Raw genomic sequence first — 15144 nt, forward strand, 5'->3', positions numbered from 1 at the left:
GTTTGGGACTTAGAGGTAAAAAAGGAATTTTGCGCTGAAGCCACTGTGTCTAATGCCCTTCACAGCACTATTCATGAGTCCATCTGGGCATATTTCCCCTTGCTGCAGCTATTTGTCGCCAGAGAATGCCGGCAACACTAATAAGGGAGATTCTCTCGGAAGCTACTGGATGAGTGAGGGCTTGGCGGAAATCCGCCGCAAAGTGCTTAGTGGAGAGTGGCCAAAAGGTTGCGAAGCATGCCGCCGCAAGGAAGATCTGGGAATCCAATCAACGAGAACCAGATTTCAGGACTCCTTTGGTGACTATCTCGAACAGCAAGGCATCGACTTCACCAGTTCGGAACAAAAAGTCTTTCAGATAAAAATTGGTTTCTCAAATGTTTGCAACCTGACATGCAGAATGTGCTCCTCAGAGTTCAGTACGGCGTGGTTCAAAGATGATAAGACCTTGTTAGATGAAGAGTTCGATGGCAGACGAATAGATCCCAAGTGGTTCAAACAAACAGAGCCAGCCCTTCAGCAGACGACCGACATCCTCAAAAGTGCTGGCTCTCCCTTTAAGCTGATGATTGAAGGTGGCGAGCCCTTTCTCAGCAAAATGTTTCACCAGTTTCTGCGCGAGATGAATTCGCTCGGTTTATCTAAAAACACTAACCTTTACATCACAACCAATGGCTCCATTGACCCAGGTAAATACCTGGACGACCTTAAGCAGTTTTCCACGGTTAAAGTACTACTCAGTATTGAGGGGACTGAAAAGGTCAACGCCTATGCCCGAAGCGGGCCCGATACTTACACACTGGATGCCGTGGCTCGCAATATGGACTTGCTTTCTCAATTGCCAAACTTCTCACGAGTCGTTGTGTCGCCGACAATTCAGATTTATAGCTTATTTGATATTGGAGAGCTTATTAAATGGTCGCGGAACCGAGGTTATCTTATTACTCTACAGCAGATTCTTGTTGGCCCGCCTTTCCTTAACATCAATATTCTACCAAATGACATTAAGGAGATGGCCGATAAGTATCTGTCTAACATCCTCGCTGATTTTCCTGAGGAGGATGATCTAAGTTGGGAAATTCAGTGTATCCAAAAGGCCCTATGGAAACCCCTGGATGAAGACCAGCGGCTGAAACGACTTGGGGAACTCAAAGCCTACACCCGAATCCTAGAAGCAAAACGAGGCGACAGGATTGAGTCGATTGGCCAACCCATTGCTGACTTCATTCGCGGCCTCTAGATCGAGCCTACCCAAAACCGAGGCTAATGCGATGACAGACCGTAAAGAAACTGAGCAATCTGTCTAGTTTGAGGCCATTTGCATTTGGAAGTATCAGTCTTGGATCTCCAACTGTCGCCTAACCAGTCACCTGCCAATAATCCCACCCCTCAGATTTCCATAATCCCCATAGGGGATCGTCTACCATCGGTGCTATAATAGTTAACGTAGAGGGATGAGGTCACTCCATTGGAGATGAGGAATTCCAACATGGAGGACAGAGTATGAGTACAAGGTTTAAGGTCTTTTTGATTGCGGCTGGATTAGGATTAGCCCTGCAATCACCCCCGCCAGCTTTGGCCGAGAGTATCACCCTCGAAAGCCACGGTTCAGTGAAAGCTTCCAAACAAAAATCCGGAAAGTGGTACGGCAAAAAGAAATCCGGGAACTGGTACGGCACCAATCACGGCGTGGTCATTGAGGAGCATGCGGTAAGCGAAAAGCGCGCCATTAGCAAATATGCCAAGAAATACGCTCATCCAGTCCGCATCCTGCCAGCGCCCGGGAATGGAGAGGTGGTGCGGATCAGACGGCCGATCGTGGGGATTGCCCCCGCGCCTCCGGGCTATTTGGAGCCTGTGGAACCTCACAGTGGGCTCAAGCCCATTCAAGGAAGAATTATTGGCCCTAATGGTGAGTTGATTCCCGTGAAGCCCGTACAGGGTGAGATTGTTGAGGGCCCTGTCGCTCGATTGCCCGTGATTCGGGTGAATCCATTTCGGCCAGTGGGAATCCTTCCCTTTGTGCAGACAAACGGGGCTCAATAGTAGACCGCATTTGATATCGGGACCAGGCAAATGCTGGCTTTGACTAGGGAGTCGGAGCCGACAGCAGAAGGATGCATTCCTTTTCAATCAAGCCTGGTTCCCTTTGGATGGAGACCCAGGTCACTTTGTCCACAACACCTTGCCGTAGGAGGCCCTTCGGGTATTCAACAAACTCACTGAGGGCTTCTCTACCGGTAGAGTTGTGGGTCCAACATTCGATCTAGGATCTTGTTGTCCTGAATAAATCGAGCTGTGCGCTCCCAAAGTTCCGGCACCACTTCCCCCGGCTGCTGCTGGCCTCCGCGTTTTGATTCCACCGCCCAGCGAGCTGCCAATGTAAGAAGCCCCTCGGCTATGATTGGCTCGTGGCGGAAAATACTGGCGGCAAAAGTCAATGCCCCCTCCATGAAACCAAAGTGACCGTCGAGCTGACTTCGATGAGGAAGATCCGGATATGTTTTAATTGACCCATAGGACTGGGCCAATTCCACTCCCAACTGCAGCATCTGGAATTCATGGCGGGCCCCATTGGACTTTTTAAACTCCAGATTGTAGGCAGGGATTTTGTCTTCAGGATTTTCCCTTGATTGGGTTCGAAACCTTTCAGGTTGAAAGCGAATTAGCCCTGCAGTCCCATGGGCGGAGCTGCCGCCCCTCAATGCCTCACTCATTGGTGCCAGGGTCGTGAAGTTCCCATAGTGAATGGCTCTTGGCTTGTACCACTTCTTCACCAAGCGGGCGAGATGAAGATGAGTCTCCAGAATTCGTGCAATAGTGACGGCCTTTTCCTTAGGAATAAAAGACGGAAAACTCAAATGAGACTCGGCGCTATAGTCACGCAGCTGCAACAACAGTCGACTGTACAAATCGTAAAACTGCTTGGGAACAATTTCGTAAGTGGGATGCTTGAGTTCCACATTACCGGTGGGGTCGCCATCGATTTCCGTTCTCGGTCGCATTCCGAAAAGGTGGGCAAACCATTTCGCACCAAGCTCAACCAACCTCTCGGCCAGTGGATTTTGTCGAACACGATGGAGAGAATCTCCAATGAACCTCAGACTCCCATCTCGGTTCACGTCATCCGGATTCTCAGCAAGAGCACGCTTTAGCTCACGCCGAAGCCTTGGGTCGCCAGCAACAAGCTCCTTGATGTTCTGAAAACCAATTTCCACATCAAAGGATAAGCCGATCTGATAGTCCTTGCCCTCTGGTGAACGCACGTACAAAGGCGCTTCACCTTTCCAAAAAGGTGAATCAGATTGAAGTTCCTCCAATTTCCTTACATCTTCCCGGCACTGCGCCCAAGCTTCGGAAGTACTATAAGTAATTGAAATTACTAATAAAATTATTAGTCTTAAGATAATAATAAAAGCTCTCCCTCGATTCTTAGACAACAGGAAGCAAGGCCAATGCCTAAAATCCCAGGAAAAACAGACTCGAAGCTACGGAGTATTATCGCCTAGAGCTCGGCCCCCCTTAGGGAGTGAGTTTGCGCAATTCACCCAGAATCAGGTCCCATTGGGCGGGATCACTAACCAGATCCATGGACTCAACCGACCAGTGGCGATAGTTGTCGATGTCATCCCGGTAGCAGCGGGATTCCGGCTGCTGGGTGTATTGGCTGTAGTTGGTCGACCAACAAGCGGCATTGGGGGCCTTATAAAAGTATTCGTAGACTTTGTTCCAATCTTCTATTCGCCAGCTTGAAAAATCACCCGTCACATACTGATTGAAATCCTCTGGGAACACCTCGATCAGGACCTCGCGCTTAATCACATTGCCCAGGTCCTCTTCATAAAAGTGAATCACACCCCATTTTTTTGAAAACATAGTATAGGAGCGGGCCGGATAACTCTTGGCCGGGTAACAATAATGACGGATGACGGTCACATCTTTGTTGGCATAGAGGCAACTTTGGATGGAATAGTAACCAAAGACCATGGCCTGATCCTTGAACTCAACCGACGTCGCCAGGGTATCGTTCAACACTTCTTCCACCGGGTAAGCGGTCAGACGAGACTGCCCCCAAGCCGACAGAGACAATATAGTGGCCACTACAAACATGATGATCTTAGACATCCCAAATCCCTCCTACTTTGGTCCAGCATCGTATGGGAAACAGGAAGTCAGCACCACAATTCAGACGCTTCAGGACCTTGGTCTAGCGGCTTTTATTTTTCCAGGATCATCAGACGAGCAGGACCATCAGGTGTCTCAATGACGCCCTGATCGGTAAAACCACAGGATTCCAAACAGCGACGAATCCCCTGATTGGCGGGGGCAGGATCGGCGATGATTCGTTCAATTTTTAATTCCAAAAACAGCTTCTGGCAAAACTGACTGATCACGTGCTTGGCCCAGCCTTTGCGCAAAAACTCAGGCTCACCAATAAACAGGTCAATCCCCACCGTCTTGCTATCGTAACCCTCCCACCAACCTTCACCACAGCGGGCGGCCCAATAGTATTGAATGTAACCGCCACGCTTGCCGTCGAGATGAAAAATGTAGGGTCTAACAACCGACGAGGTTATTTTCTCTTCATATTTTTTGAGAATCTCCAGGTCAGTTTCACCACGATTCCATGCGGCTTCCACATGAGGCTCCCGCCTCCATCTCAACACATGAGGGAGATCATCTTTGGCCATTTCTTTAAAGATAACTGATTCGTCTGCCATAAGTACTGAGCTAGTATGCCAATAAAAATTACTAAATTGAAGCACAGAGAGGGAAAGTCTACTCTACCCGGACCTGAAAACAATGGGGAAACACCATGCAAGACGAGTACGCCTCCTCTGCGAAGTTTTATGATGGCGCCTATAGTGTGAAACTGGATCTTCAGGACCTTCCGTTTTACCGAGATCTGGCCAAGCGATATAGTGGTCCAATTTTGGAGATTGCCTGTGGCACCGGACGAATCTCCATTCCTTTGGCCCGAGACGGCCACCAGATCACAGGATTGGATCGATCCACGGCGATGCTCGACGTGTTCAAAAAGAGCCTTGCTCATGAGCCGTCCGAAATTCAAGCCCGTGTGGATCTCACGACTGGAGACATGAGAGACTTTGATCTTGGCAAAGAATTTCCCCTGATCATCATTCCCTTTCGCCCTATCCAGCACTTGTACACAGTTGAGGATCAGGTGGCGGCCCTCAAGTCAGCGGCCCGCCACCTGTCGCCCCAAGGTGTTTTTGCCTTTGATGTCTTTTTCCCCCGACTGGATGTTATCTCAAGTGGGGTCGGCACGGAAAACTTTGAACTGGAATGGACCAATCCGGAAAATGAGCAACAAAAAATTCGGCGGTACTTCCGCAAAGACTTCTTTGACAAGATCAACCAGAATTTTGGTGGCAAGTTCATCTATCGCACTTACCAGGGAGAGAAGCAGATTGCCGAGGAAATGTGGGACCTCAAAATGTCCTTTTACACCTACCCCCACCTTCGGGCGCTGTTTGAATTGGCTGGCCTAAAGATCCACGAAGAGTACGGCACCTACGATAAAGGGCCGATGGACAACGAGGCCAATCAAATGATCTTTGTCCTCAGACACAAGAGCTGATTAGAGAGGATAGCGCTGCAGAACCTGCTGCCAGCGCTGGAAGACATCATCCAAACCCTCGCGCGGGAAGTAATCCTTTTGTTCCTGGCGGATAGTGGCCTCTTGCCCAATGACCTCATGGAGAGCTTTTTTAAGAGCCCAGGGCACGTGGTCGGCTAGGGGAATCTGATCAATTGTGTAATCACGGTGGCCGGGGACCCCGAGACCATTGTCAATGAGATTGGCCCTACGAAGAATCTCGCGGCCATCCACCCAGTCCATTTCGACAAATAGGTTTTTAACCGCTTCTTCACCATCCTTTTTGGGAAATCGATCTGAGTTGCCAAAGATATAATCCAAAACCCGAACCACAGATTCCATTTCCTGCCACTCACGGGTTCCTCGCCAGAAAGCAAATCGGGTAGGATCGGACTGCCGTACTCCTTCGACTTCCATACCCATCGCCCACTTCTGCAATGATCCAACGCCATAGGATTTTCCCTTATGAACCAAGACGACTTCCAGTGTTTCGGGCACATGAACGGGTGCGATCCCTCCATTTCGCCAATAGGCCTGCAAAATCCAGCCATACAGGGACTCTGCGCGAATCTCCCGGACATGAAACAAAAAGCGCAAAAAATCGCGGGGGTTTGTCTTTGCATAGCCGCTGCGGACCGGACGGGACTCCCCAACTGGCTTAAACACCGAGTGGAATTCCCGGCCAGAATTATCCACCTGAGTCACCCGGTAAACACCGTTGGTTCCACCCCCAAGGGCCTTCACTCCAACGACTGAAGATGTTCTCACCTTTTGAGCCCAGCCTTCCGATGACTTCATCGAGGGCAGCCAAACAAAGGAGGGTTCCTGCGAGAGGGGGTCTCGTCCATCCATGCCCCGAGACTCAGTGATTTTTTTGATCCATTGATTGGCGGCCTCGACTTCATGAGAACGAGGTTCTCCTCGAGACTCCGACAACTCCATCCCCCGAGTTCTCACCAACAACCGCTCCAAAAGGGATTCAGCGTGGGCTCGATCAGGCATCACCGCCAGGTCCGCCTTGCCATTAAGCAAGGAAGTCACCTGGCCCTCGGAGACATTGGTGGGACGACAACTTCCGGCAGTAGACTCAGCTGCAAAGCCAAAGCAGATGGTCAGTATCAACCAGGACTGGATGACTAGATTTGGAAAACGATTCATGCCCCTTGGTTCCCTCTCAATAGATGGATTTGGGTATCATTTAAACCTCTTTGCTGCGACGCGCTCAGGGAATATGGGAAAGTTTTTGCGGGAATTACAAAATCTGCCGGTCAAATCTTTTCACTAAGTAAAAGGCTTACATTTGACCTGGAAACCGAGAGGGTCAAAACTAGATGGACACCGAAATCGAAGGAGCACCCATGGTGAAAATCACAAAGGCCCTGATTTGTTATTTGTTGTTGTCTACCCTTTCCACCGCCCAAGCAGAGGTGGAGTCCTGGTACACCTACTGGGCCTTTGGTTTTGGCAGCGTCAACTACACGGGTGACATAAAGGCGGGAATTAGTGAATTGGAAAATTCCACGGGATTTGACCATTCTTCCACCACGGCAGTGGATCTTTTTGGATTTTATTGGCCGGTGTTTGAACAAAACACCATTATGGGCGTGGTCCTAAATGGAGTGACCGAGACCTATCGCAGCTCCAGTCTCGCCGCTGATGCCAGCCTCACCACCAGCCAATTGTCCTTCAGCACGATGTACTTTTTTGGCGAAGAGCCGGGAGATAACTTCTTCCTGCGAGGAGACATTGGCTTGGGACGAGTGGGTATCACTGTCACCAATGACCAAAATATTTCTCTGACTGGCGCCACCGAATCAGGGATCGGTATTCGCATCGGCGGGGGATACGGCATTCCCGTTAGTGGCGAAAGCCGAGTCTTAATCACATTCTTGTTAGGCAAAAACAGTACCGACGAGGGTGATTCCAGTACGGCATCCCTCCTCGTCGGCGGCTTATGGTAAGTTAGCCTTCGTTGGCCGCCTCACCAGCTTGATAGGTGGTGTAGACATACACTGGAATCTTGAGAGTGGCTCCCAAGTGCTTTTCAAGCAAGGGCTGAACCTCATTCCAATCCATTCCTCCAACTCCGGTGGCGAGCCTGGTGATGGCCACACTTTTCCAACCGTTTTTCTCAATTTCCTGATGAAAATTTTTGAGGGCGTGGTCCACAAACTTGTGATTGGCCTTCCCGGGCTTGGCGCCATGATCGTAGGCACCTTCTTGAGTCAAAAGGTTGGCGATCGCTGCACCTTCTGCGCCCTGCCACACCCACACATCTCCGGCCTCCGGGTGCTTGACTTTGCAAAAGTGGCGGAAGTCCTTATACATGGCGGGCCAGCGTTCGCGAAGCGAGAGGGCAAGTCCTTGGTGAAAATCATCATTTGGCGCAACTCCATGGGCAATGACGTCCGCCTTCGACAGCAATATATCCCCTGTCACTTCCTTCAACATATCAACTCCTCTGTTTTTGAGACAATCCGACCCGTAGCCACACCTGAATGTCCCGAATTTATCTTCCAGTCTCTCGATTTGGCCTGGATAATGAGTCTATTGCGAGGAGAGTGCCAATGTCTAACAGAGCTTGTGGCACACTCCTGGCATTGGACCTAAGTTTTGACCTACAGCGTGAGGGGGCTTTACCGTGGGCGAGGAAATCAGCCATTCCCAGTTTTCTGAGGACGAGCGGAGCGAATTCCAAAAGAGACTCAGAGAAGAAACCAAGCTCCTCATGGGGCTTTTCCAAAACCACGCTTTTTCAGATGAAAATGATATTGTCGGTTTTGAGATTGAAGCCTGGCTCACCAACGAAAACTTTATCCCCATGCCGGAGAACCAGAAGTTCCTCGACCAACTTAATAATCCTTTGGTGGTTCATGAACTCTCCCAGTTCAATTTTGAGTTGAATGGCTACCCCCAAAAGTTAGACGGTGCGCCCTTTTCCAAAATGGAGCAAAGTTTGGATCAAACCTGGAATCAGTGCCGAAACCAGGCTCAATGGATGAATGGGCGTGCCCTCAGGGTCGGTATCCTCCCTACCCTGCGGGATGAAATGCTGAAGATGGAGTACGCCTCCAAACTGGAGCGCTACAAAGCATTAAATGAGCAGGTTCTGGCCGCGCGAGGCGGCAGGCCCATTCACTTACGGATCGAGGGCTATGACGAAGTACAAAGCGTTCACCACGATGTGATGCTGGAAGCCGCGGCCACCTCTCTGCAAATTCATTTGCAGATTCCCCAAAACCTTGCCGGACGCTACTACAATGCTGGTGTGATTTGCGCAGCCCCTATGGTGGCACTCGCTGCCAACTCTCCCTACCTTTTTGGCCGCGAGCTGTGGGACGAAACTCGCATCCCACTGTTTGAACAATCCATTTTTATTAACAGCTTTCAGGACGTCCATGGCGAAAACATCAGTCGGGTGACCTTGGGGACTGGATATGTAAGAGAATCTTTGTTCGAACTATTTCTTGAGAATCTGGACGGCTATCCACCTCTACTGCCGATGGTTCTCACGTCTGAACCAGAGAGGTTGGGTCATTTGCGACTTCACAATGGCACACTTTGGCGCTGGAACCGCCCTCTGATCGGCATCAGTGACCAAGGGGAATATCACTTGCGCATCGAACACCGGGTGACGGCGGCAGGCCCCAGTTTGCGCGACGAAGTCGCCCATGTGGCCCTTTTTAAAGGACTTTCCGACTACATGGTGGAGATGGAAGAACCACCGGAGCTGAAACTTGATTTTCAAACTGCCCGCGAGAACTTTTATGATTGCTGCAAAATGGGACTCCAGGCTGAAATCACCTGGATTGACGGCCAAAGGTGGAACGTACAAAAGCTGTTTCACGAATGGCTCCTACCCAAGGCGGCGGAAGCTCTGAGCAAAAAAGGAGTTTCTTCTCAGGAACTCCAGGTGTACTTTGAGCAAACTTTGAAACCTCGTGTCCTCAGTGGGCAAAACGGTGCTGCCTGGCAAAAGGCCTACATCGCAACCCATGGCCCGGATTTTCAGGGAATGACTGAGGCCTACTTTCAAAATCAGGAATCGGGACGGCCGGTTCACGAATGGAGTGTGTGATTTGGAATTGAATATATTGCGGGACCTGCCCGATGTTCTTCTCACCTGTAGACCCGATGAACTCTTTGGTGAATTTGGCGGACCCATTCTGTTGGAGATTGGCCACCAGGATTGCCCTCCACTTTTTGTGTCCACCTTACTTCATGGCAATGAAACCACCGGTTTTTTTGCTCTTCAAAGATTGTTTGCCGAGTACCGCCATCACCCAGAACGCTTTCATCGGCCGCTGATTGTTCTGTTCGGGAATGTGGAGGCTGCATCCAAAGGACTGCGTCGTCGTGATGATCAACTAGATTACAATCGTGTCTGGGCCGGCGGCACCAGCCCAGAACACCAATGGGCCCAGGAAATTCTTCACTATATTAAGAATCGCCAAATATTCGCTGGCCTGGACATTCACAACAATACAGGGCGCAATCCGATGTATGGATGTGTGAACTTCCTCAATGAAAAACTCATCTACATGGCCTCTCTTTTTAGTCCCCACATTGTGTACTTCCAAAAGCCAGATGGAGTTCTTTCTAAGGCCATGGCCCAATTTGCCACGGGAATCACTATTGAGTGTGGCCTACCTGGCGTTCCTGAGGGCATTGACCAGGTCTACGATTACCTTCTCACCCTCTTACATCTGGAAACCATGCAGGAAATTCACCCCGGGTCACAAGGTGTAAACGTCTATCATAGTCGCAATCGCCTAATGATTCCCGACAGTTTTTCCCTAGCCCGAGAGGAATCTCCCGACTCTGCCCAAGCGGATTTTGTTTTGCCTAAAGAGTTTGATCAGTGGAATTTCAGTGAGCTTAAGTCCGACGCCCTCATAATGAGGCGAAACAATCCTCATGGTTTTCTGATTGTTCAGAATGAAAATGGCGATCACGTCCAAGATGATTATTTGGAATTTTCCGGATGTGAGGTGCGCCTAAAACAGCCGACGATTCCCTCTATGTTCACCCGCGATGTGGCGGTAGCCAAGCAGGACTGCCTGGGCTACCTGATGGATCGACTCAAATGATTAGTTGCAGTCAGTGAGCTCGTAGCGAATCACGCCACGGTAGCTGGGAACTAAAGTTCCTTCGTTACCGACGACGTAGTTCTTCTTGATCGCCAACTCCCGAATGACCACAGTCCCTTTGCGCACCCAGCAGTTGTTAAGATGAGCCGTTAGGTTCACATCAAACTGGGTTCCATCTAAAATGCTCGGAATCATGGCTTCAGCCGCGGCAACTGCTTCAGCCTCTGTCGACTGAACTGGTACAAGAACGGCATCCTTCACACTGCGCTTTTGGGCAAACGCATTTAGAGAAGCCGCCATTACAAAAATAGTTAGTATGGTCTTCATTTTCACCCTCTCCCTTGGCCTATGATCGGCCCCGAAATACTCATTGATTGCCTCGCAACCTAATGGCCGTGTCCGCTCTTTGTCAAAGAGGGAGTGCTATTTCTGTCCACAATTGTGTACAGGTTATCCTTCAATCCAAAACTTACTTAGCTTAAATGCCAATAATTACAGGACTCTTGACTAAGGTGATGGATTCTTCTATTCACTCCAATCTATGGAGAGGGATAAAACTGTGTACAACAAGGGCGCTGACTTGCCGGAGATCACTCGGTACTATGATTACCGCCAATATCTGAGTGACTTCTATCGTGCTAAAAAAGGGGGCAATCCTGATTACAGCTATCGAGTGTTCGCTCGCATGGCCTCACTGGGCTCACCCTCCCATCTAAAAATGGTCATCGATGGTCAACGCAACTTGAGCCACCGAACAATCCCCGGCTACTTACGAGCTCTTGGGCTGACGAAGCCTGACCGTGAGTATTTTGAGACCCTGGTGCAATTCAATCAGGCCTCAGATATGGAGCGCAGGCAGAGCCTGTTTGAAAAGCTCCTGGCCAGTAGACAGAAGCGCGGGCTAACGCCGCTGGAAAAGTACCAGTATGAGTTTCTCTCCAATTGGCAACACGTAGTGATCTACGTTCTGGTGGGACTCCAAAGCGAGGGGGCTACTGTTGAGTGGGTCCAGCGCCAATTGTCCAAAAAGCTTTCTCCCGCAGAGGCCCAACACTCCCTGCAGCTGCTGGATAAGTTGGACTTGATTGAGGAGGACGAGGTCGGCCGCTGGCACCAAACCAAAGGTGCTCTCAGCACTCCCGATGAAGTCAAAGACGTGGCCATCCGCAAATATCACTCGGAGATGATTCGCCTTGGTCTTGTTAGCCTGAGAAACGACCCACCAGAGATTCGCGAGTTCAACGGTGTCACCCTTCCCGTTGATGCCGCCTCAGTTGAAAAATTCAAAGAGATGATTCGCAAGTTCCGTAAAGAAATGAATCAATACGCCAGCTCAGTGGAACAATCAGATTCCGTTTATCAGCTCAATATTCAGTTTTTTCCCATATTAGGAGATCATCAATGATTGCGCGAATCAGGGTTCTCCTCACAACCATCTTGTTTGCCGCCTCCCAAGCTCTTGCCGGCGGTGGCGTCGACGTGGGCAACGGTTTTCGCCTGGAATCTCTGGATGCTCAACCTTGGGCAACTGAGGAACTTCTCGTCGAGGATGTCCAGCGAATGATTCCGGAGATCGAATCGGGCCAGAACCCGGATGTTCAAAAAAAGGCGACTAAGTTCAAATGCCGCCTCGACAAGGCTCAATTTAATCGCCTTGAACCCGAGAAGGTCTATAAGCTCGATAAAAACTTGAAATTCACTGTGGAAGAATACAAGGGCCAGCTCTATTACGAGCTCGACCAGTGCTTAATTAAATAGAGAGGGCTCATCTCGCCTGCACGGACTAGCGCTTGCGCGGAGTCACGACCTGAACGTCGACCCTTATCACGCCCTCAAGGCTCAAATCCTCGTGGAACTTGAGAACACCTTTCTCGACTTGGTATAGATCCTTCGGAACCTCTTTCACGTGACCAGTGCCATAGGCCAGCATCACTCGCCAAACCCATTCTTTTTCAGTATCGATATTGAGCTGATAACTGCGGCTAATCCAGCGAGTAACAAGATCCAGCACAAAACTCAAAGCACTGTCGTAGGATTCCATGCACACAGGGAAAATTTTTGAGTTTCCATCTCCCAGTACGTTGTGCAACTGGCTATAGCGATGACCTGGGTCGATATATTGATTTTCGGGAATACAGTCCGGGTCTCCAGGGGGCACAATAAATGAGGCTACAAAGTAGCGATCCGAGAAGGCCGAGTGTAGCCGGTTGGCAACTGCCTGAACCACATCCCCACTTTCCCCCACCATACTCTTTGATTCCCAGTTTCCTGAGTCCGCCTTGTACTCAGTCGAAGGCGTCAACTTGTGACCACCATCATGTTTGCAAGAGTTGACATCCAACTGATGACCTTCAACTCCACACGCTGTGACCAGCTGATTCAGACCTTCACCTGAGCACATATCGCCGTCACTGTATTTCTTGTCTGAGCATTTGGTTCGTGGCGAAAGCTCCAGACACTCACTATTACACTTGTTGTTGATCATGAACAACTCACTGGTTCCACTGCCCGAAAGGAAGTCATTCACCGCCAAATTCCATTCATCAACCGAGCAATTGACCTTGCCAATCGAGCAGGATGCGGGTTCTGCCGTCACCTTTGTGTTGGTGCGTATAGAGTGAGAGCAAGAGTAGGAGCACTCTTTGATGTCGTTGACATTTCCCGATCCTAGGTGATTGGCCGCAATCGTTTTGAGCGAGTTATCCCCCATACAACTGATCTCGCCGGTGCCGCCATTTTGGTCAGCGCCCAATCCACTACATTGATAGATATTGCGATCGCTCAAAGTGAGAGTCTTCCAAGGGTAGCTCTCGCTACACTTCACATTACACTCATAGACATCGCCAGAACTGATGTAGGACGGCGATTTGCTTGCCACCAGATTGCGCTGGTTTCCAGAACAGGACTGATTACAGTTCCCTGGCTTTTCAGCCAGAGTCTCAGTCCGCAGGCTCGTGCCATCAGTGTAACAGCGATGGCGACAGCTACCCACGTTGCCCGGTCCAACACCTGCCAACTGCCCGGCACTTTGATATTCAGCAGAAGTACAGTCGCGGTAGCCTTCGGTCTGTCCGTTTTCACTACAGCTTCCACCATCGTAGTTGGTAATGGCCTTATTCTGCTCGCCGCTTAACTCGTTCTTACAGTGAACTTTACACGAGCCAGGGACCAGGCCATAAGGTCGTTGACTGGCAGGAATAGAGGCCAATACATCGTCGCAGCTCACCGAGGCACCATTGATGTTTTCAGCTGAACAATAGCCTTCAACAGCCGCATTATTGTTGTAATTAAATATTCGTACTACGTCTTCAGGCTCAGGGAGATTATCCACTAGAGCATAACGCTTAAAACTCACCCATTCACGACGCTGTTTGACCTTGTAATAGAAATAGCGCCGGAACCGCTTCCACCGGTACTCAATCTTCCAGGACTCATTTGGCGTCTTCGATTGATACTTTAATGTCTCCGTGACTTTTCGATAGGAATAGGTAATCTGATGCTTTTTGTTTGGCAGGTAATTCATCTCATAGGAGAAGGTACAATTCTCATCACCCGGCTGGCAGGCCGAGGAGACCGGGTCCTTTAGAACCTTTTTGATTTCTTGGGTCTTTTCGTCCATACACCCCAGAGCGTCTGATGCATCGTCCTCGTTAGTTGCCATAACGAATGCTTGAAAAGACTGAGAGCTGCGATTGGCTTCGATAGCACGCATGAGAGTGCAGAGCCCCTGCTCTTTGTCGTCTCCGGCGACGCCAACGTCCGAAATACTTGAAGCATACTCATTGGTGAACTCCTCGAACTCCTGGTCGTTCATATGGGACCAAAAGGGAAGGGGGTAACCAGAAATGGAGTGAGACCTGGAAATGGCGTACTTTTTCACATTCCAATAGGATGTTGAGGGCGACAGAGTTCCCAGTTGAGAAAGGGGAATCTCCAAAAGTCCGTCGGGACCCTGATAGCGAATCAAGTCATGGAGCTCAACCGAGCTGCGGTCACCGGTGAGACTTTGAGTTGTCGTGTAAAGGGTCATTTCGCCTGAGAATCCACGCAGGCGGTTGGTCACGGATTGAAAGGATGATGCCACCTGGTCCTGGATAGGTTTCATGGAATTAGAGTTATCAAGAATCGTTGAAACTTCAATGGATGGGCGATTTTCTTTTTCTTCTGGATTAAACGACAGAAATCTCAACTCTCCATCTACACCTGCCTTAACAAGCTCATCCGTGGTATCAAAATCCACTTGTGAACAGTTTTGGAAAACTGTCAACAAAGATGTAATTGAAAGAGAAAGTAAGAGAAGGCCGCCCAAGAAATAGTTTCGTCTCTTCATGTCCGCTCCTGAATCCATCTACAATCCATTTTTCAATACGCGGTCGCGATCATCGTTGATCGCTATTCAAATTTCTTGTTCCAGCCCCAGTCGGTTCGACAGCG

Annotated in this window: 15 protein-coding genes; 8 read left to right on the forward strand and 7 right to left on the reverse strand. The window is 49.8% G+C overall.

Annotated features, from left to right (window positions below):
- The first annotated feature begins 73 nt into the window (after window positions 1-73).
- Both H6624_14890 and H6624_14895 read left to right on the forward strand, forming a co-directional pair.
- A complete protein-coding gene (locus tag H6624_14890) occupies window positions 74-1240 on the forward strand; it encodes a radical SAM protein (protein MCB9085630.1) in 1167 nt (388 codons plus the stop codon).
- 263 nt (window positions 1241-1503) lie between these two features.
- On the forward strand, window positions 1504-2046 hold the full coding sequence (locus H6624_14895) for a hypothetical protein (GenBank protein ID MCB9085631.1): 543 nt from the start codon (window positions 1504-1506) through the stop codon (window positions 2044-2046).
- A gap of 188 nt (window positions 2047-2234) precedes the next feature.
- Here H6624_14895 and H6624_14900 read toward each other — a convergent pair whose 3' ends face one another.
- From H6624_14900 to H6624_14910, 3 genes are all read right to left on the reverse strand, one after another.
- Window positions 2235-3272, reverse strand: coding sequence for a hypothetical protein (locus tag H6624_14900; GenBank protein ID MCB9085632.1), 1038 nt, complete (start codon window positions 3270-3272; stop codon window positions 2235-2237).
- Window positions 3273-3522: 250 nt separating this feature from the next.
- On the reverse strand, window positions 3523-4125 hold the full coding sequence (locus tag H6624_14905) for a hypothetical protein (protein ID MCB9085633.1): 603 nt from the start codon (window positions 4123-4125) through the stop codon (window positions 3523-3525).
- A 92-nt stretch (window positions 4126-4217) separates the two neighbouring features.
- On the reverse strand, window positions 4218-4721 hold the full coding sequence (locus tag H6624_14910; protein MCB9085634.1) for a GNAT family N-acetyltransferase: 504 nt from the start codon (window positions 4719-4721) through the stop codon (window positions 4218-4220).
- Between the two features lie 95 nt (window positions 4722-4816).
- Between H6624_14910 and H6624_14915 the strand changes: the two genes are divergently transcribed.
- A complete protein-coding gene (locus H6624_14915; GenBank protein MCB9085635.1) occupies window positions 4817-5602 on the forward strand; it encodes a class I SAM-dependent methyltransferase in 786 nt (261 codons plus the stop codon).
- Here the strand turns inward: H6624_14915 and H6624_14920 are convergent, their stop codons facing one another.
- On the reverse strand, window positions 5603-6778 hold the full coding sequence (locus tag H6624_14920) for a hypothetical protein (protein MCB9085636.1): 1176 nt from the start codon (window positions 6776-6778) through the stop codon (window positions 5603-5605). It abuts the gene before it with no gap.
- 200 nt (window positions 6779-6978) lie between these two features.
- On the opposite strand from H6624_14920, the gene H6624_14925 reads away from it, so the two are divergent.
- Window positions 6979-7581 (forward strand): hypothetical protein, encoded by a 603-nt coding sequence (locus H6624_14925; GenBank protein MCB9085637.1) that lies wholly within the window; start codon window positions 6979-6981, stop codon window positions 7579-7581.
- A gap of 1 nt (window position 7582) precedes the next feature.
- On the opposite strand, the gene H6624_14930 is transcribed toward H6624_14925, so the two are convergent.
- Window positions 7583-8071, reverse strand: a complete 489-nt coding sequence (locus H6624_14930) for a macro domain-containing protein (GenBank protein MCB9085638.1) — start codon at window positions 8069-8071, stop codon at window positions 7583-7585.
- 190 nt (window positions 8072-8261) lie between these two features.
- Here H6624_14930 and H6624_14935 point away from each other — a divergent pair, with 190 nt between their 5' ends.
- Entirely contained in the window at window positions 8262-9698 is a 1437-nt protein-coding gene (locus tag H6624_14935; GenBank protein ID MCB9085639.1) for a hypothetical protein, read from the forward strand.
- 1 nt (window position 9699) lies between these two features.
- A complete protein-coding gene (locus H6624_14940; protein ID MCB9085640.1) occupies window positions 9700-10710 on the forward strand; it encodes a succinylglutamate desuccinylase/aspartoacylase family protein in 1011 nt (336 codons plus the stop codon).
- Here the strand turns inward: H6624_14940 and H6624_14945 are convergent, their stop codons facing one another.
- Complete coding sequence (locus H6624_14945) at window positions 10711-11037, reverse strand: hypothetical protein (protein MCB9085641.1); 327 nt, start codon at window positions 11035-11037, stop codon at window positions 10711-10713. It lies immediately after the preceding gene.
- A 232-nt stretch (window positions 11038-11269) separates the two neighbouring features.
- Here H6624_14945 and H6624_14950 point away from each other — a divergent pair, with 232 nt between their 5' ends.
- The gene (locus H6624_14950; GenBank protein MCB9085642.1) at window positions 11270-12115 is read left to right on the forward strand and encodes a TIGR02147 family protein; all 846 of its coding nucleotides are present in this window, start codon (window positions 11270-11272) and stop codon (window positions 12113-12115) included.
- Window positions 12112-12468: a hypothetical protein gene (locus tag H6624_14955; protein ID MCB9085643.1), complete on the forward strand. Its 357-nt coding sequence runs from the start codon at window positions 12112-12114 to the stop codon at window positions 12466-12468. Before H6624_14950 ends, H6624_14955 begins: the two co-directional genes overlap by 4 nt.
- 25 nt (window positions 12469-12493) lie before the next feature.
- Here the strand turns inward: H6624_14955 and H6624_14960 are convergent, their stop codons facing one another.
- Complete coding sequence (locus H6624_14960) at window positions 12494-15040, reverse strand: hypothetical protein (protein MCB9085644.1); 2547 nt, start codon at window positions 15038-15040, stop codon at window positions 12494-12496.
- Window positions 15041-15144: the final 104 nt, after the last annotated feature.

It is taken from the genome of Pseudobdellovibrionaceae bacterium (genome assembly GCA_020635075.1).
Classification (GTDB): domain Bacteria; phylum Bdellovibrionota; class Bdellovibrionia; order Bdellovibrionales; family UBA1609; genus JADZEO01.